The sequence below is a fragment of the Mycobacterium sp. genome, assembly GCF_049683935.1.
Lineage (GTDB): Bacteria > Actinomycetota > Actinomycetes > Mycobacteriales > Mycobacteriaceae > Mycobacterium.
Window position 1 is genome coordinate 1 of sequence record NZ_JBAUJR010000187.1, and the last position, 15569, is coordinate 15569.

Consider the following 15569-nt stretch of genomic DNA (forward strand, 5'->3'; position numbering starts at 1 on the left):
GTGGGGGTGTGTCGCGACGACGCCGGCAAGCTCGTCGGCGACGTGCACCCCGACGTCTGGGACGTGGCCGGCCATGTCTCCCCGAATCCGGGCGGCGTCGGCCCGTTGACGCGGGCGTTCCTGCTGACGAACGTGGTTGAGCGCGCCGAGCGGTCGTGACGTGTGACCGTCAGGGAGTTCGGCCGCAGGGTCTTCGCCGGGCAGTGGCCGATCCTGGTGGTGAGCCTCATCCTGGTGGCTGCCTTCGTCCTGGTGGCCATGGGTTACTGGCGTCGTGGTGCAGCGGTGATGGCCGTCGGCGTGGGTGTCGCGGCCGGTTTGCGGTTGACACTTTCCGATGAACGGGCCGGGCTGCTCGCGGTGCGCACCCGAACAGTCGACTTCCTCACCACCGCGTCGGTCAGCGCGGCGATGCTCTACATCGCCTGGACGATCGATCCGCTCGGCACCAGCTAGCACCTCGGCGAACGCCGAAATCGCCACGGTTCGTGTTTTAGCTACTCGCAAGTAGGGTAGTCGGTGCGCGCAGCGGGCTTGTGATGGCAGTCACAGAGATGGCCCGGCATCGACGAGCGAAAGGCGATGGATGGTGTCGGCGTTGAAAACCCTGGCGCGCTGGAGTAAGAGGCCCGCGCGTGAGGTGTCCGCCCCCACGGGGCCCTGGGTGAACATGGTGCGCGGTCTGGCTGCGAGGGCGACCACGCCCCTTTTGCCCGACGATTACCTGTCGTTGCTGAATCCGCTGTGGTCGGCCAGGGAACTGCGCGGGGAGATCGTCGAGGTGCGATCCGAGACCGAGGACACGGCGACGGTGGTCATCCGACCCGGCTGGGGATTCTCGGCCGACTATCGGGCGGGCCAGTACGTCGGCATCGGACTGCGGGTGAACGGTCGCTGGCACTGGCGGTCCTATTCGCTGACGTCGGTGTCGGATGTGGACGACGAGAACATCTCGATCACCGTCAAGGCCACTCCCGAGGGGTTCCTGTCGACCCACCTCGTCAACGGGGTCGAGCCGGGGACCATTGTCCGGCTGGCTGCTCCCAAGGGGGATTTTGCACTTCCCGATCCGCCTCCGCCGTCGCTGCTGTTCATCAGCGCCGGCAGCGGCATCACCCCACTCATGGCGATGCTGCGGTCGCTGCGGGCACGCGGAGAGCGGCCCGACATCGTGCACGTGCACTCGGCGCCCTCTGCCGACGCGGTGATCTTCCACGACGAACTCCGGAAGCTGGAGACCGAGCAGGACGGCTACCGCCTGCACCTGCAGATCACCGAACAGGACGGCAAGCTCGACTTCGCGCAACTCGACGACATCGTCGCCGACTGGCGGGAACGTTCCGCGTGGGCGTGCGGGCCCGCCGCGATGCTCGACGCTGTCGAGAAGACGTGGGAGCAGCACGGCCTCGACGACTCTCTGCACATGGAGAGGTTCGACATCGCCTCCACCGACAAGGGCGGGGAGGGCGGCACCGTCAGGTTCGCGATCTCCGACAAGACCGTCGAGATCGACGGGGCGACGTCCATCCTTCAGGCGGGTGAACAGGTCGGCATCCAGATGCCCTTCGGCTGCAGGATGGGTATCTGCCAGACGTGTGTGCTGCCTCTGGAGGAGGGCAACGTGCGCGACGTCAGGTCCGGCCAGGAGCACGGCGCCGGCGACCGAATACAGACCTGCATCTCGACCGCATCCGGCAACTGCACCATCAAAGTCTGAAAGGAACACCATGGCGATCACCGACATCAAGGCCTATACACACCTGACCAACGAGGACGTCGACAACATTGCCGCCGAACTCGACGCCATCCGCGCGGAGGTCGAGGAGTCCCGCGGCGAGCGCGACGCCCGCTACATCCGGCGTTCCATCCAGTTGCAGCGCGCGCTGGCGGTGGGCGGCCGGGCGGCGCTGTTCGCGAGCAGCAGCCGGATCGCGCGGGTGGCGGGCACCGCGATGCTGGCGTCGGCCAAGATCATCGAGAACATGGAGTTGGGCCACAACATCACCCACGGTCAGTGGGACTGGATGAACGACCCCGAGATCCACTCCACCGAATGGGAGTGGGACACCACCTGTCCGAGCGCGCACTGGAAGCACTCGCACAACTTCGTGCACCACAAGTACACCAACGTGGTGGGGTTGGACAGCGACGTGGGCTACAACATCATGCGCGTCACCCGCGACCAACCGTGGCAGCCGTGGATGCTCGGCAACCCGGTATACAACGTGCTACTGGGCACCCTGTTCGAGTGGGGTGTCGCGGTGCACCACGTCGACGTGGGCAAGGTCCGCGCCGGCGAGAAGAGCTGGGCCGAAGCGCGCCGCGATCTGCGCACCGTCGGCACGAAAGTCGGTAAGCAGGTGGGCAAGGACTACATCGTCTTCCCAGCGCTCGCCGGAAAGAACTGGAAGCACACGCTGAAGGCGAACGTCGTGGCCAACCTGATCCGGAACTACTGGTCGTATGCCGTGATCTTCTGCGGCCACTTCCCCGACGGCGCCGAGAAGTTCACCGTCGAGGAGTTCGAGAACGAGACGCAGGGTGAGTGGTATCTGCGGCAGATGCTCGGTTCGGCGAACTTCAATGCGGGACCGATCATGGCGTTCATGAGCGGCAACCTCTGCTACCAGATCGAGCACCACCTGTTCCCGGATCTGCCGAGCAACCGGTACGCCGAGATCAGCGTGCGGGTCAAAGCGCTGTGCGAGAAGTACGACCTGCCCTACACGACGGGTCCGCTCGCGCGTCAGTACTGGCAGTCGTTCTGGACGATCCTCAAGCTGGCGCTGCCCGACCGCGTGCTGCGAGCGACCCCCGACGACGCACCCGAGACACATTCCGAGCGGATGTTCGGTGAAGACGTCCGCCCGGTCGAGTCGTCGTCGGGACCGCGCCGCGGTCTGCGCACCGCGCTGCGCCAGGCAGGTGGTCGGGCCGCCTAGTAGGGGTTAGCTCAGCTCAGGGTGGCGCGGATGCACACCGTGACGTAGGGGAGCGCCAGGCCACTGGCGTTCGCCAACGCCGGGTGGGTGCTCAACAGCTCGCGGACGCGGTCGAGCGTGCGGGCCCGCACTTTCTCCGGTGAGGTGATGCAGTAGCTGCGCGAGGCCACCAGGTCGATCAGTGCCTGCGGCGTCAGGTAGCTGGTCCACTCGACCTGGTTGCGTTCGACGTCGGCGAACGGTGCCGGGAGGTCGACCGTCTGGGTGAACGGGTCGACTTCGTGGCCGACGATGCGGCCCAGATCCTTGACCCAACCCGACCGTTCGTCGCGGTTGTTCCACACCAGCCCGAGGCGGCCGCCGGGGCGCAGCACCCGCGACACCTCCTTGATCGCCCGCTCGGGGTCGAACCAGTGCCATGCCTGCGCCACCAGCACCGCGTCGACGCTGTTGTCGGGCAACGGAATCTCCTCGGCGGTGCCCAGGAGCGCCGGGGTGTCGGGCAGGGCGGTGCGCAACAGCTCGAGCATCTCGGGGATGGGGTCGACGGCGATGACGTCGAGCCCGCGCTCCACCAGGCGGGTGGTCAGCTTGCCGGTGCCGGCTCCGAGGTCGAGGACGTCGCGGGCACCGTCGCCGGGCAGCAACCAGTTGATCGCCTCGGGTGGGTAGGACGGGCGCCCGCGCTCGTAGGCAGCGGCTTCTGCACCGAACGACAGCGAACGCTGTTCGGGGGTTCCGGTCACCGCGAGGCCAGCTCCAGCGTCCGGCGGATCAGCTTGCCGACCGCGTCGGTCTCCAGCAGGAAGCCGTCGTGGCCGTACGGGGAGTCGACGATGTCGAGACCGTCGCACGCGGGCAGCAGTTCGGCCAGCTCCTCCTGCAGTCGCAGCGGGTAGAGCCGGTCGGAGGTGATGCCGCCGACCACGGCCGGTACCGGGCAGCCTCGCAGCGCGGCCTGCACCCCACCCCGGTCGCGTCCCACATCATGGCTGGACAACGCATCGGTGAGCGCGACGTAGGTGCCGGCGTCGAAGCGCGCCACCAGCTTTCGGCCCTGATGTTCCAGGTAGCTCTGCACCGAATAGCGACCGCCTGTGGCCGGGTCCTCATCGGCCTGCGGGTCGTTGCCGAATCGGTCGTCCAGCTCGACTTCGCCCCGATAAGTCAGGTGCGCAAAGCGTCTGGCGATCTCCATGCCGGCGTCGGGGGACTGTCCCGTGCCGTAGTAGTCGCCACCGTGCCAGTGCGGATCGGCCTTGATCGCCGCCACCTGGGTGGACTGGGTACCGACTTGGTCGGCAGTGGCGCGCGCCCCCACTGCCAGCACCAGACCCGCTCGCACGCTGCCGGGATGGGTGACCATCCACTCCAGCGCCCGGGCCCCGCCCATCGAACCGCCGATCACCGCGGCGACCTCGGTGATGCCCAGGGCGGCCAGCGCGGCCACGTCGGCAGCCACCTGATCTCTCACGGAGGTCATGGGAAATCTTGAGCCCCAGGCTTTTCCGTCCGGACCCGGCGAGCTCGGCCCGGTCGAGCCACGGCATCCGCCCAGGACGTTGGTCGAGATCGCACACCACCGGTCGGTGTCGATCGGTGCCCCGGGACCGGCAACCCCGTCCCACCATCCCGGTGTGGGGTGCTGCTCCCCGGCGACCCCGGTGACGTGGGAGTCACCGGTCAGCGCGTGCAGCACGACGACGACGTTGTCGCGGTTGGGTGACAACTCACCCCATCGCTGTACCGCGATCGAGACGTCGTCGATGACCTGACCGTTCTCGAGCTTCAGAGACCCGATGTCCACGACGCCGACCTCACCCTCGGGGGGCAGTGCCACGCGCTCGTCGGTGGCTGTCTGCTCCTCGCGCGAGCGCTCGTCGGTGGTCCTCACGTCGATGATTGTCACGTCTCCCTCCTCAGGACGACGCCACGGCGTGCGGATCGGCGGTGTCGGCGGCGCGGAACGGTTTCGCCGCGGCGAAACCCTGATCGAGGTCGGCGAGGATGTCGGCGATGCCCTCGATGCCGACCGCGAGCCGCACCAGCCCCGGCGTGACGCCGGTCGCGAGCTGTTCCTCGGGGGACAACTGGGCGTGTGTCGTCGACGCCGGATGAATCACCAGCGACCGCACGTCGCCGATGTTGGCGACGTGGCTGTGCAGCGTCAGCGCGTTCACGAATGCCTTGCCGGCCTCGATGCCCCCGGCCAGCTCGAACGCCAAGACTGCGCCGACTCCCTTGGGCGCCAATCTCTTTCCCAGCTCGTACCACGGTGAGGTGGACAGGCCGGCGTAGTTCACCGACAACACGTCGTCGTGACCGGCGAGGTACTCGGCGACCTGCAGCGCGTTGGACACGTGGCGTTCGATGCGCAGGCTCAGCGTCTCCAGGCCCTGCGCGATCAGGAATGCGTTGAAAGGTGAGGCGGCACTGCCCAGATCACGCAGCAGTTGCACGCGCGCCTTCAAGGCGAACGCGGGCGGGCCGAGCTCGGCGAACACCACCCCGTGGTAGCTCGGGTCGGGAGTGGTGAACCCGGGGAAGCGGCCGTTGGTCCAGTCGAAGGTGCCGCCGTCGACGATCACCCCCGCGATGGCCGATCCGTGGCCGCCGAGGTACTTGGTGGCCGAGTGCACGACGATGTCGGCGCCGTGGGCGAGCGGCTGGATCAGGTACGGCGTCGCGATCGTGTTGTCGACGATCAGCGGCACCCCGTTCTCGTGCGCGACGGCGGCGACGTTGGGGATGTCGAGGATGTCGATTTGGGGGTTGGAGATCGTCTCGCCGAAGAACGCCTTGGTGTTCGGGCGCACGGCCGCGCGCCACGAATCCAGATCGTCGGGGTCGGCCACGAAGCTGACCTCGATGCCCATCTTGGGCAGCGTGTAGTGGAAGAGGTTGTAGGTGCCGCCGTAGAGTCGCGGGCTGGACACGATGTGATCGCCCGCGTTGGCCAGGTTCAGGATCGCGAAGTGCTCGGCAGCTTGGCCGGAGGCCAGGAACAGTGCTGCGACACCACCTTCCAGCGCGGCGATGCGCTGCTCGACGGTGTCCGTCGTCGGGTTCATGATGCGGGTGTAGATGTTGCCGGGCTCGGCCAGGCCGAACAGCGCCGCGGCGTGATCGGTGCTGTTGAACGTGTAGCTGGTGGTCTGGTAGATCGGCAGGGCGCGTGCGTTGGTGGCGATGTCGGGCGTCTGCCCGGCGTGGACCTGCTTGGTCTCGAAAGACCAGTTGGCGGTGGGGTCGTCCGTGTTGGTGCTCATCGATGTTCTCCTCATGAAAGGGCGCCTGGTGGGGGGGTGAGTGAATGCGCGGTGTTCACCGACAACAGCGCATTACCGACCTCGCCATCAGGTTTCCCCGTCTACTCAGGGGGCCCGTTTCACAGCGGACCCGCGCTTGCCTTGCAGCCGTGAGTGGCTGCTCAACCTGGTCATCACCCGGGGCACCCCACCGCGGTTGGAGGGTTGCCGGCCAGCGAGCCGGGGCTTGACGCTGGCGCTCATGACCGAAACGAAGAATATCGCACGGTGCTCAGAAGGTGCTAGTGGGCGTTACCCGATCGCCTTTTCCTGAGGGGTGGAGTGCTGATCGACGAAGTCGGCGATCACCTCGGTCACCCGTCCCGGTGCTTCCAGCATCGGGATGTGGCCGACGCCGTCGAACTCGATCACCTGGGTGTCGGCCGGCATGTGTTCGAGGAAGTAGCGGTGGCCCCGTGGCGCCGGGAACACCCGGTCTTTCTCACACACCACCAGTTGTGTAGGCGAGCCGAGGTTGGCCAGCTCGAGCAGTCCGGGCATGCGCAGCGTTTTGACAAGAAGCTGCAGGTAGGCGCTGCAGTGTGTGGCGTCGTCGATCAGCGCGCGCAGGTCGGCGTCGGGCGGGCCGTCGGCTGGGCCGCTGACCGGCAGGGTCGCGATCCGACGGGCGAACGGCAGGGTGAGGATGCGCGGGCCGAGCAGTCGGGCGGCGATCAGCGCGGGGCCGCCCAGGATGAACTTCAGCACGGTCTCGTACTTCGTCGCCGAGTGCTGCGACCAGCCGCCCGCCGGGGCGATCGCCGTCACGGTGCGGGCGCGTCCGCGGCGTTCGAGTTCGAAGGCGACCCAGCCGCCCAGCGAGTTTCCGACGATGTGGGCGGTCTTCCAGCCCAGCTCGTCCATCCGCTGCTCGATGTCGTCGACCAACAGGTCGGTGTGCAAGAGCCAGGTCGGCGAGCGGTGTCCGCCGTGGTGGCCCAGCATCGTGGGCGCGTAGACCTCGTAGCGGCCGGTGTCGGCGAGCTGGTCGGCCACGGTGCGCCAGACGTTCTGCGAGCACAGGAATGGATGCAACATCAGGATCGGTTCGCCGGATCCGGCATGGATCGGCTGTCGTGGTGCCATGGCCCGAGATTAAGGTGATACCGCCGGTACCGCAAGAACGCCCGTTAGAGTGCTGGACCGTGATCGTCAGCACCATCAACGTCAACGGCATCCGGGCGGCGGTCAAGCAGCGGTCCCCCGAGAACCTCGGCATGCTGCCGTGGTTCAAGGAGACCTCGGCCGACGTGGTCTGCCTGCAGGAGGTCCGCGCCGACGACGAGCAGCTGGCCGACGCGGTGGCCCCGGTATTGGCCGACGGATGGCACCTGGCGTCGGCGGCGCCCCACGTCAAGGGCCGCAACGGGGTGGCCGTGCTGTCGCGGACTCCGTTCGATGACATCAGAATCGGTTGTGGTGTAGAGGAATTCGCGTTGCACGGCCGGTATGTCGAGGTCGATACCGCCGGCCTCACGGTAGCCAGCGTGTATTTCCCGACCGGCGAGGCGGAGACCGACCGCCAGGTGGAGAAGGAGCGGTTCATGGCCGCGGTCGCCGGGCGGATGGCGGTGCTGTTGGCCTCGGGCCAGCCGTCGGTGCTGTGCGGCGACTGGAACATCGCCCACACCGAGAACGACATCAAGAACTGGCGCGGCAACATCAAGAAGGCGGGATTCCTGCCCCAGGAGCGCCAGTGGCTGACCGATCTGCTGGCCACCGGCTGGGTGGACGTGGTTCGCGAGGCGCATCCCGGCGTGGCCGGCCCCTACGCCTGGTGGTCGTGGCGGGGCAAGGCATTCGACAACGACGCCGGCTGGCGCATCGACTATCAGCTGGCGACTCCCGATCTGGCGGCACGCGTGGCGTCCGTGCACACCGAACGCCCGGCGGCCTACGCGCTGCGCTGGTCGGATCACTGCCCGGTGACCGTGCACTACGCGTGATCTGCGCTCAGCAGCCGAGCCGATTCGGGGTCTGCAGTGCCCCGTCGGCACCCTCGATCGCGCCGCGGACCACCTCGAACACCCGCGGATCCCAGGTGAGCGCCGTCTCCCAGGGCAGTCCGTTCGCGTCGGAGACGAAGATGCTGTGCGTGTCGTCGAAGACCGCGCAGCGGCGGTGTGGAAGCACCCGGTCGCTCACATCGGTGGCCAGGGCGCTGTGGCGCGACACCAGGCCGTCATTGGGCCAGGTCATCGGGTTCACCGGTGCCGGCCGGGTGAAGCGGGCCCCGCCGATCAGCACGACGGGGATCTGATCGAGCACGCCGGCCTGGTACTCGTTCCAGCCCTGCGGTCCCATCAGGTATCCCTGGTTGACCTCGCGCCCGGAACCGGTCTGCAGCCGCAACACCTCGGCCTTGAAATCCACGGCTGCCTGCTCGCAGAATGCGTCACCGGCGCAGTCAGACAGCGGGCGCAGGTCGTTGGCGTAATCGGACAGGTGGCTACCCTGCCAGGGGGTGCCGAGGGTGGTCAGTGACCGGATCCGCACCGGTGAGCCCAGTCCTTGGAGCACCCGGAACGCCGCCCGCGAATACAGCCCGCCCATCGAATGGCCGACGACGTCGACGACCTCCACCCCGCGGGTGTCCCGCAGGTAGGTCAAGAACCGGGCGAGGTGCTCGCCGGCGAGGTCGATCGAGCCGGTGGAGTCCACGGTCATGTTCTCCGGCAACGTGATCGGGCAGTCGCCGAAGGCGCCGAACCCCACCTGATCGGTCACCGGCCCGCGCCCGGCCATCGCGGGTGAGGTGTACACCGCGTAGCCGGCATCGAGCAGGTGTTGGCGCAGCGCCGTGTCGGTGTTGCCGGCGGCCAGGCCAGACGCGCACGCCTGCTGCGGCGTCGTGAACGGGCTGACCGCGGCCCCACCGGACACGATGACCACCGCGTGGCCCGGGGGTTGCGGTGCGCCGTGGGCGATTCCGGCGCCGAACACAGCCGCCATCAACAGGACGACGATCGCCGACAACTGCCGCACATAAACCCCCCGCGTCGTGGTGCGCACGATCGCGAGAATGCTACCCACCGAATCGGTTTCGGGGACGCGCTATGCCGATGTCCGAGCCCAGTCCGGATTTCGCCCGAGGTGACGCAGGATGGCGGCGAAGTCGTCACCCTCGTCGCTGTCTTCCAAGTCGCCGCGTATCAGCGCGTGGCCGAACGGGGCGTCGGCCGCATCACGGAACTCGCCGTCGGGAACCGCCATCACCAGTGGCAGCACTGCGACGATGACGTCGGCGGGCAACGTGAACGGTGTCCCGAGCGTCGCCGCGACATCCCAGCCATGCGCCACGTAGTCCACAAAATGGAAACCCATCGCGATGTTCCCGGGAAGCGTGACGTCGCTGCCGAATTCCGGCAGCGCAAAGGGCGCGTCGTCGACACCGTCGGCGGCGAACGCCGCGAGCACATCGTGGGCCGCGGTGGCGTAGGTGCCCGCCGGGTCGGCGGCGATCCCCGCCGAGAACGGTTCGGTGTGCCACACCTCGGGGTCGGCGCCCTGACCGCGTGCCGCTGCGGCGAATCCGTGGTGTTGGGCGGTCATGTGGGTCAGCAGGTCTGCGAGGGTCCATCCGGCGCACGGCGTGGCGAGGCCCAGGTCATCGGGCGCGACTGCGGCGACGGCATCGATCGACGCGGTGACTGCGGCGCGGTGCTGTGTGAAAAACGTAGGCATGAGCAGATGATAAGCATATGCATATAATATTGCAATGCCTACGCTTGCACGATGGCCACGACACCCCGACGCTCGGAGACACCCCGGCGCCCGGACCTGGCCGCGATGCTCGCTCCGTTGCTGCGTGAGTTGATCACCGCCGAGGGGCCCGTGCTCGCCGCGCACGGCCTGACGATGTGGGGGTACGTGGTGCTCTCGACGCTGGACCAGGGTTCGATACGCACCCAGGCGGCGCTGGCGGAGGCCATCAACGCAGACAAGACTCGCATCATCCCCACGCTCGACGACCTCCAGGATCGGGGCTACATCAGTCGCTCTGCCGACCCGGACGACCGTCGCGTGCGACTTCTGGCGATCACCGATGCGGGCCGTGCGGTCAAGGACGCCGCGCAGTCGGAGATTCAGCGCGGCGAAGAGCGATGGTTGGCCGAGTTGAGCCCCGACGAGCGGCGGGTATTCCTTCGCGCGCTTCGCCGGATGGCCCCCGACTGAATCCGACGGCGCGCATGGAAAACTGGACCACATCATGACCTCAACCCCCCAGCCGGTCGTCTTCTCCGGTGCGCAACCCACCTCCGACTCCCTGCACCTGGGCAACGCCCTGGGCGCGGTCAGTCAGTGGGTCGCACTGCAGGAGGGCCACGACGCCTACTTCTGCGTCGTCGACCTGCATGCGATCACCGTCTCGCAGGAGCCTGAGACACTGCGCCGACGCACCCTGGTGACCGCCGCGCAGTACCTCGCGCTCGGCGTGGATCCCGCGCGGGCCACGGTGTTCGTCCAGAGCCATGTGCCCGCTCATGCCGAATTGGCTTGGGTTCTGGGCTGTTTCACCGGTTTCGGTCAGGCGTCGCGGATGACGCAGTTCAAGGACAAGTCGCAGAAGCAGGGCGCCGACGCCACCACCGTCGGGTTGTTCACCTACCCGGTGCTGATGGCGGCCGACGTGTTGCTCTACGACACCGAACTGGTGCCCGTCGGGGAGGATCAGCGCCAGCATCTCGAGCTGGCCCGCGACGTCGCGCAGCGAGTCAACGCGCGTTTTCCCGACACGTTCGTGGTGCCCGAGGCGATGATCCCGAAGGCCACCGCCAAGATCTACGACCTGGCCGACCCGACGGCCAAGATGAGCAAGTCGGCGACCACCGACGCCGGTCTGATCAGCCTGCTCGACGACCCGACCAAGACGGCCAAGAAGATTCGTTCCGCTGTGACCGACAGCGACCGCGACATTCGTTTCGATCCCGTGGCCAAGCCGGGGGTGTCCAACCTGCTGACGATCCAGTCGGCGGTGACGGGCGCCGACATCAACACGCTCGTCGACGGTTATGCGGGCCGCGGCTACGGCGATCTGAAGAAGGAGACCGCCGAGGCGGTGGTGGAGTTCGTCACGCCGATCAAGGCGAGGGTTGACGAGTTGCTCGCCGACCCGGCCGAACTGGAGAGCGTGCTGGCCAGCGGAGCGGCCCGGGCGCAACAGGTGTCTGGGCAAACGTTGCGGCGGGTATACGACCGTTTAGGGTTTCTAGCAACGCGCTAGCCACAGGAGGTCGGATGACTGCGCCGGACAGCTCGACTGACTCCGACGACAAGCCCGGCATCCTCGACCGCCTCCGCGCGCGGATGCCCTGGTTCGATCACGTGATGCGGGCTCAGGGCCGCTACAACGAGTGCAAAGGCGACTTCTACGCAGCCGGCATCACCTATTTCACGATCTTTGCGCTGTTCCCGCTTCTGATGGTCGGGTTCGCCGTCGCCGGTTTCGTCCTGGCCAGCCGACCGGATCTGTTCGCCGAGGTGGAGAACCAGATCAGGGGTGCGGTCAGCGGTGACCTCGGAGAGCAACTCGTCGAGCTGATGGAGTCGGCGATCGAGTCGCGCGGCACCGTCGGCGTCATCGGGCTGGCGGCCGCGGCGTGGGCGGGCCTGGGCTGGATGGCCAACCTGCGTGAGGCACTCAGCCAGATGTGGGGTGGGTTCCGGGCCGAGCCCGCCGGGTTCGTCAAGACCAAGCTGTCGGATCTGCTGTCGTTGCTCTCGGCGTTCGTGGCCATCGTCGCCACCGTGGCGCTGACGGCGCTGGGCAGCAGATCGGTGATGGACACCGTGCTGGGCTGGTTCGGCATCGGCGACACCACCGGACTGACCCTGGTGTTGCGCGGGGTCTCGATCCTGGTCTCGGTGCTGGTGTCCTGGTTGCTGTTCACGCTGGTGATCGTGCGACTGCCCCGGGAACCGGTCGGTTTCCGCAGCGGGGTGCGGGCCGGGCTGCTGGCCGCGGTCGCGTTCGAGATCTTCAAGCTGGTCGCGTCGATCTATCTGCAGTCGGTGGTCACCGGACCGGCCGGTGCGACGTTCGGTCCCGTTCTCGGGTTGATGGTGTTCGCCTACATCACCGCCCGGCTGATCCTGTTCGCCACGGCGTGGGCGGCGACGACGGCGGAGAACATGGGCGAAGAGCCCATCCAGGCACCTGCGCCGGCGGTCATCAGGAACCGGATCGTCACCCGCCCCGGACTCGGGCCGGTGCAGGCGACGGCTGCCGTCGCGGCGGGAGCGCTTGGCGCGCTGGGCCTTACGCGATGGCGTAGGCGCTAGCCGTCACACCGGTCGGCGGTTGAGCGCGCGGGCACACATGATCAGGCTGAACACGATCACCGACCCGATCACGCCGACCCCGATTCGGACGGGCAGCGCGTTGACGTCGGGGAGGGCGGCGTTGGCGTTGTTGGTGGTGCCTGCGGTGGCGGGATCCGGTTTGGCGGCGACCAGCGAGGGGTCCGGCTCGATCAGGGTGCCCACCCTGGTGCCGGGTGCGGTCGCGTATCCGTAGTCGAGCAGTCGTGCGGCCTGCTCCCACGGCGCGATGGGTTGCCGTGTGCCGCGCAGCAGGACGGCGACCAACCGGCGTCCGTCGCGGTCGGCGGCGCCCACGAAGGTCTGTTGGGCGTCGTCGGTATAGCCGGTCTTGCCGCCCAGCGCCCCCGGGTAGTTGGCCAGCAGCTTGTTGTCGTTCTCGATCGGGTAGCCGGCGCCTTCGCGGCCGGGGAACGTCGTGGAACGGGTGGCGACGATGTCGGAGAAGGTCGGGTTCTGCCAGGCGTAGCGGTAGATCAGGCCGATGTCGTAGGCCGAGGTGCTCATGCCGGGGCCGTCGAGGCCGGACGGTGTCGCCACCCGGGTGTCGCGCGCTCCCAGTTGACCGGCGAGGACGTTCAGCTTGTTCAAGGCGTTGTCCATGCCGCCCATCTGCATCGCCAGCGCATGGGCGGCGTCGTTTCCCGAGTACATCAGCAGGCCGTGCAGCAGGTCGTTGATCGAGTAGAAGCCCCCCTCGCCGACACCGACGTTGGTGCCCTCGACGGCGGCGTCCTCGGCCGTGCCGGGAACCACCTTGTGCAGCGGCAGGTCACGGATGGCCTGCATCGCGGTGAGCGCCTTGATGATGCTGGCGGGGCGATGCCTGCCGTGGGGGTCGCGGGCCGCGATGACGTCGCCGGTGTCGAGGTCGGCGACCAGCCAGGCTTCCGCGGAGACGTCGCCCGGGACCGGCGGGGTGTTGGGCGCGGTGATGATGCCGCAGCCCGACAAAGCGTCCCCGCCCATCGGTGTGGCCGGTACCGGCAGCGGGTCCGGAGGCGGGCCGACCTTGGGGACCTCGGAGGCGTCGACGGCGGGCGGCGTCGCCACCCGGTAGGGGCAGGGGTCCACCGCCGCGTTCGGTTCGGCCGCAGCGACCGGGGCGACCACCAGAAGGGTCGCGATGACCAGCGCAGAAAGCTGCGCAGAGATCTTTGTGAAGGGCGCCATCGTCTGCGCAGATTACGCAATCGAGGCGGCGATCCCGGGGAGCCACGCGGTGACTGGTGTGGTCAGAGTTTCAAAAGTGACTCGCCCGGGTAGCGGCCGGAACGCACGAAAGGGGCACCCCATAGGGGAGGGTGCCCCTTTCTGTGCGACGTCTCAGCGGACGTCGACGAACAGGATGTGTCCGACGGTTTCGAGGATGCGGTCGTCGCGCTGGCGGTCCCAGGTCCACTCGCGGATCGGCGATCCCGGGCGAACCGAGACGACGTCGGCTTCGTCGAGCGGGGCGCTGCCCTCGCGGTTGACGATGACACGGTTGCCGTCGGCTTCGAGCTGGCTGATCGTGTCCGCGGCGTTGACGGGGCCGCTGGGTGCGGCGGCGGCGGGAGCGGCCAGTCCGAGGAGGGCTGCGGTGAGCCCGGCGGCGGCGGCGGTGGTGAGGGTCAGGTTCGTCATCTTCTGCTCTTCCCTGTATCGGGTCGGAGCCGTGGAGCGTGTCGCGCGGTTTCGACTATCTGGTGGTTCGTGTTGCTTCTGATGAGTTGAACCAGCAGGTCAGGGGATTAATTCCGCTGGCAGAAATTGAACGCTCGGTGGCAGTAACTAGGCTGTCGGCGACCGCTCGGCGCGCACAAAAGGACGTACATGTTCATCGTTGTTCTCGGCTCGGTCCTCGGGCTGATGCATCTGTACGTCTGGAAGCGGATGGTCAAGGACACCACCCGGCCCGGCCGCACCAGATGGCTGCTGTCCATCGCCCTTGCCGCGCTGATGGTGCTGCTGCTCGTCGCCCTGCTGGGGCCGCGGACCTTCGGGGTCGCGGATGCGGGCTGGTACGCCTGGCCCGGGTACTTCTGGTTCGGCCTGATCGCCTACCTGTTCCTGGTGCTGCTGGTGCTGGAGCCGGTGCGCCTGGCGCTGCGGGGCTGGGTGAAACGTGCGCCCACCGCCCCGGAGCCGACGACAGCACCGGAGCCGGCGCCTTCGGTGGACCGGCGGATCTTCCTGGCCCGGGCGGGTGCGGTGGCCGCAGGTGCCGCCGCGGTCGGACTGGTCGGTACCGGTGCGGCCAGTGCGCTCGGTCCGCCGACGGTGCTGCGGGTCCCGGTGCGGCTCAGCCGGTTGGACCCGGCGTTCAACGGCTTCCGCATCGCGGTGGTGTCCGACATCCACCTCGGTCCGCTGCTGGGTCGTGCGCACACCGAGCGGATCGTGCGGATGATCAACGAGACAGAACCCGACCTCGTCGCTGTGGTGGGTGACCTGGTCGACGGGACGGTCGACGAGCTCGGGCCGGCGGCGGAACCGCTGCGCGACCTGCAATCGCGGGAGGGGACGTTCTTCGTCACCGGGAACCACGAGTACTTCGTCGAGGAGACCGACCTGTGGATGCGGGAACTGGAACGCCTGGGGCTGGATGTGTTGCGCAACGAGAACACCCGGATCCGCCGCGGCTCGGCCTCCTTCGACCTCTCAGGAGTCAACGACGTGGCGGGTACGTCGCGCGACGATCCACCGAATTTTGACCGGGCGTTGGCCGGTGTGGACCCGGCGGGGCCGACGATCCTGCTGGCTCACCAACCGATCCACGTGACAGAAGCGGCCGCTCGTGGCGTCGACCTGCAATTGTCCGGTCACACCCACGGCGGCCAGATGTGGCCGTTCCACTACATCGTCGCGCAGGAACAGCCGGCACTGGCAGGGTTGTCGACGGTGCAGGACACCCAGCTCTACGTGAGCCGGGGGGCGGGTTTCTGGGGACCGCCGGTGCGGATCGGGGCACCGCCGGACATCAGCGTGCTGTCGCTGGAGAGTGGTTTATAACTTT

Annotated in this window: 16 protein-coding genes, 1 pseudogene and 1 riboswitch; of the genes and pseudogenes, 9 read left to right on the forward strand and 8 right to left on the reverse strand. The window is 67.9% G+C overall.

Features of this window, described 5'->3' with window-relative positions; translation table 11 throughout:
• The 4 genes and pseudogenes from WA965_RS10275 to WA965_RS10290 all read left to right on the forward strand — a co-directional run.
• A pseudogene (locus WA965_RS10275) lies at positions 1-159 on the forward strand (bifunctional methylenetetrahydrofolate dehydrogenase/methenyltetrahydrofolate cyclohydrolase); the annotation flags it as partial.
• 3 nt (positions 160-162) lie between these two features.
• Positions 163-456: a DUF3017 domain-containing protein gene (locus WA965_RS10280; RefSeq protein ID WP_526299754.1), complete on the forward strand. Its 294-nt coding sequence runs from the start codon at positions 163-165 to the stop codon at positions 454-456.
• A gap of 130 nt (positions 457-586) precedes the next feature.
• Entirely contained in the window at positions 587-1717 is a 1131-nt protein-coding gene (locus tag WA965_RS10285) for a ferredoxin reductase (RefSeq protein WP_526299752.1), read from the forward strand.
• Positions 1718-1727: 10 nt separating this feature from the next.
• The gene (locus WA965_RS10290; protein ID WP_526299750.1) at positions 1728-2942 is read left to right on the forward strand and encodes a fatty acid desaturase family protein; all 1215 of its coding nucleotides are present in this window, start codon (positions 1728-1730) and stop codon (positions 2940-2942) included.
• Positions 2943-2953: 11 nt separating this feature from the next.
• On the opposite strand, the gene WA965_RS10295 is transcribed toward WA965_RS10290, so the two are convergent.
• The 4 genes from WA965_RS10295 to ephH all read right to left on the reverse strand — a co-directional run bounded on the left by WA965_RS10295 (position 2954) and on the right by ephH (position 7336).
• Positions 2954-3688: a class I SAM-dependent methyltransferase gene (locus WA965_RS10295; RefSeq protein ID WP_526299748.1), complete on the reverse strand. Its 735-nt coding sequence runs from the start codon at positions 3686-3688 to the stop codon at positions 2954-2956.
• Entirely contained in the window at positions 3685-4836 is a 1152-nt protein-coding gene (metX, locus tag WA965_RS10300) for a homoserine O-acetyltransferase MetX (RefSeq protein WP_526299766.1), read from the reverse strand. Before metX ends, WA965_RS10295 begins: the two co-directional genes overlap by 4 nt.
• A gap of 25 nt (positions 4837-4861) precedes the next feature.
• Entirely contained in the window at positions 4862-6211 is a 1350-nt protein-coding gene (locus WA965_RS10305; RefSeq protein ID WP_526299746.1) for a bifunctional o-acetylhomoserine/o-acetylserine sulfhydrylase, read from the reverse strand.
• A 127-nt stretch (positions 6212-6338) separates the two neighbouring features.
• Positions 6339-6458, reverse strand: a riboswitch (SAM riboswitch).
• A gap of 44 nt (positions 6459-6502) precedes the next feature.
• Positions 6503-7336, reverse strand: coding sequence for an epoxide hydrolase EphH (ephH, locus tag WA965_RS10310; RefSeq protein ID WP_526299744.1), 834 nt, complete (start codon positions 7334-7336; stop codon positions 6503-6505).
• A gap of 59 nt (positions 7337-7395) precedes the next feature.
• Between ephH and WA965_RS10315 the strand changes: the two genes are divergently transcribed.
• On the forward strand, positions 7396-8196 hold the full coding sequence (locus WA965_RS10315; protein ID WP_526299742.1) for an exodeoxyribonuclease III: 801 nt from the start codon (positions 7396-7398) through the stop codon (positions 8194-8196).
• 7 nt (positions 8197-8203) lie between these two features.
• On the opposite strand, the gene WA965_RS10320 is transcribed toward WA965_RS10315, so the two are convergent.
• Entirely contained in the window at positions 8204-9235 is a 1032-nt protein-coding gene (locus WA965_RS10320) for an esterase/lipase family protein (protein WP_526299764.1), read from the reverse strand.
• A 69-nt stretch (positions 9236-9304) separates the two neighbouring features.
• Positions 9305-9934 (reverse strand): TIGR03086 family metal-binding protein, encoded by a 630-nt coding sequence (locus WA965_RS10325; protein WP_526447471.1) that lies wholly within the window; start codon positions 9932-9934, stop codon positions 9305-9307.
• A gap of 51 nt (positions 9935-9985) precedes the next feature.
• Between WA965_RS10325 and WA965_RS10330 the strand changes: the two genes are divergently transcribed.
• Genes WA965_RS10330 through yhjD form a run of 3 tightly spaced genes read left to right on the forward strand, consistent with a single transcriptional unit; the run spans position 9986 to position 12532 of the window.
• Positions 9986-10426: a MarR family winged helix-turn-helix transcriptional regulator gene (locus tag WA965_RS10330; protein ID WP_526299738.1), complete on the forward strand. Its 441-nt coding sequence runs from the start codon at positions 9986-9988 to the stop codon at positions 10424-10426.
• A gap of 34 nt (positions 10427-10460) precedes the next feature.
• On the forward strand, positions 10461-11474 hold the full coding sequence (gene trpS, locus WA965_RS10335) for a tryptophan--tRNA ligase (RefSeq protein ID WP_526299736.1): 1014 nt from the start codon (positions 10461-10463) through the stop codon (positions 11472-11474).
• A 14-nt stretch (positions 11475-11488) separates the two neighbouring features.
• Positions 11489-12532, forward strand: coding sequence for an inner membrane protein YhjD (gene yhjD, locus WA965_RS10340; protein ID WP_526447473.1), 1044 nt, complete (start codon positions 11489-11491; stop codon positions 12530-12532).
• Positions 12533-12535: 3 nt separating this feature from the next.
• Here yhjD and WA965_RS10345 read toward each other — a convergent pair whose 3' ends face one another.
• Both WA965_RS10345 and WA965_RS10350 read right to left on the reverse strand, forming a co-directional pair.
• Entirely contained in the window at positions 12536-13744 is a 1209-nt protein-coding gene (locus WA965_RS10345; RefSeq protein ID WP_526299732.1) for a D-alanyl-D-alanine carboxypeptidase family protein, read from the reverse strand.
• A 153-nt stretch (positions 13745-13897) separates the two neighbouring features.
• Positions 13898-14197, reverse strand: a complete 300-nt coding sequence (locus tag WA965_RS10350; RefSeq protein WP_526299730.1) for a hypothetical protein — start codon at positions 14195-14197, stop codon at positions 13898-13900.
• Positions 14198-14386: 189 nt separating this feature from the next.
• Between WA965_RS10350 and WA965_RS10355 the strand changes: the two genes are divergently transcribed.
• Positions 14387-15565 carry a metallophosphoesterase gene (locus WA965_RS10355; RefSeq protein ID WP_526447475.1) on the forward strand — a complete coding sequence of 393 codons (1179 nt, stop codon included), beginning with the start codon at positions 14387-14389 and terminating at the stop codon, positions 15563-15565.
• Positions 15566-15569 lie beyond the last annotated feature (4 nt).

Bases quoted from the DNA above. Each gene is read 5' to 3' on its own strand.
- WA965_RS10285 (WP_526299752.1), top strand. From the start codon at position 587: ATGGTGTCGGCGTTGAAAACCCTGGCGCGCTGGAGTAAGAGGCCCGCG.
- WA965_RS10290 (WP_526299750.1), top strand. From the start codon at position 1,728: ATGGCGATCACCGACATCAAGGCCTATACACACCTGACCAACGAGGAC.
- WA965_RS10305 (WP_526299746.1), bottom strand. From the start codon at position 6,211: ATGAGCACCAACACGGACGACCCCACCGCCAACTGGTCTTTCGAGACC.
- ephH (WP_526299744.1), bottom strand. From the start codon at position 7,336: ATGGCACCACGACAGCCGATCCATGCCGGATCCGGCGAACCGATCCTG.
- WA965_RS10325 (WP_526447471.1), bottom strand. From the start codon at position 9,934: ATGCCTACGTTTTTCACACAGCACCGCGCCGCAGTCACCGCGTCGATC.
- WA965_RS10330 (WP_526299738.1), top strand. From the start codon at position 9,986: ATGGCCACGACACCCCGACGCTCGGAGACACCCCGGCGCCCGGACCTG.
- trpS (WP_526299736.1), top strand. From the start codon at position 10,461: ATGACCTCAACCCCCCAGCCGGTCGTCTTCTCCGGTGCGCAACCCACC.
- yhjD (WP_526447473.1), top strand. From the start codon at position 11,489: ATGACTGCGCCGGACAGCTCGACTGACTCCGACGACAAGCCCGGCATC.
- WA965_RS10345 (WP_526299732.1), bottom strand. From the start codon at position 13,744: ATGGCGCCCTTCACAAAGATCTCTGCGCAGCTTTCTGCGCTGGTCATC.
- WA965_RS10350 (WP_526299730.1), bottom strand. From the start codon at position 14,197: ATGACGAACCTGACCCTCACCACCGCCGCCGCCGCCGGGCTCACCGCA.
- WA965_RS10355 (WP_526447475.1), top strand. From the start codon at position 14,387: ATGTTCATCGTTGTTCTCGGCTCGGTCCTCGGGCTGATGCATCTGTAC.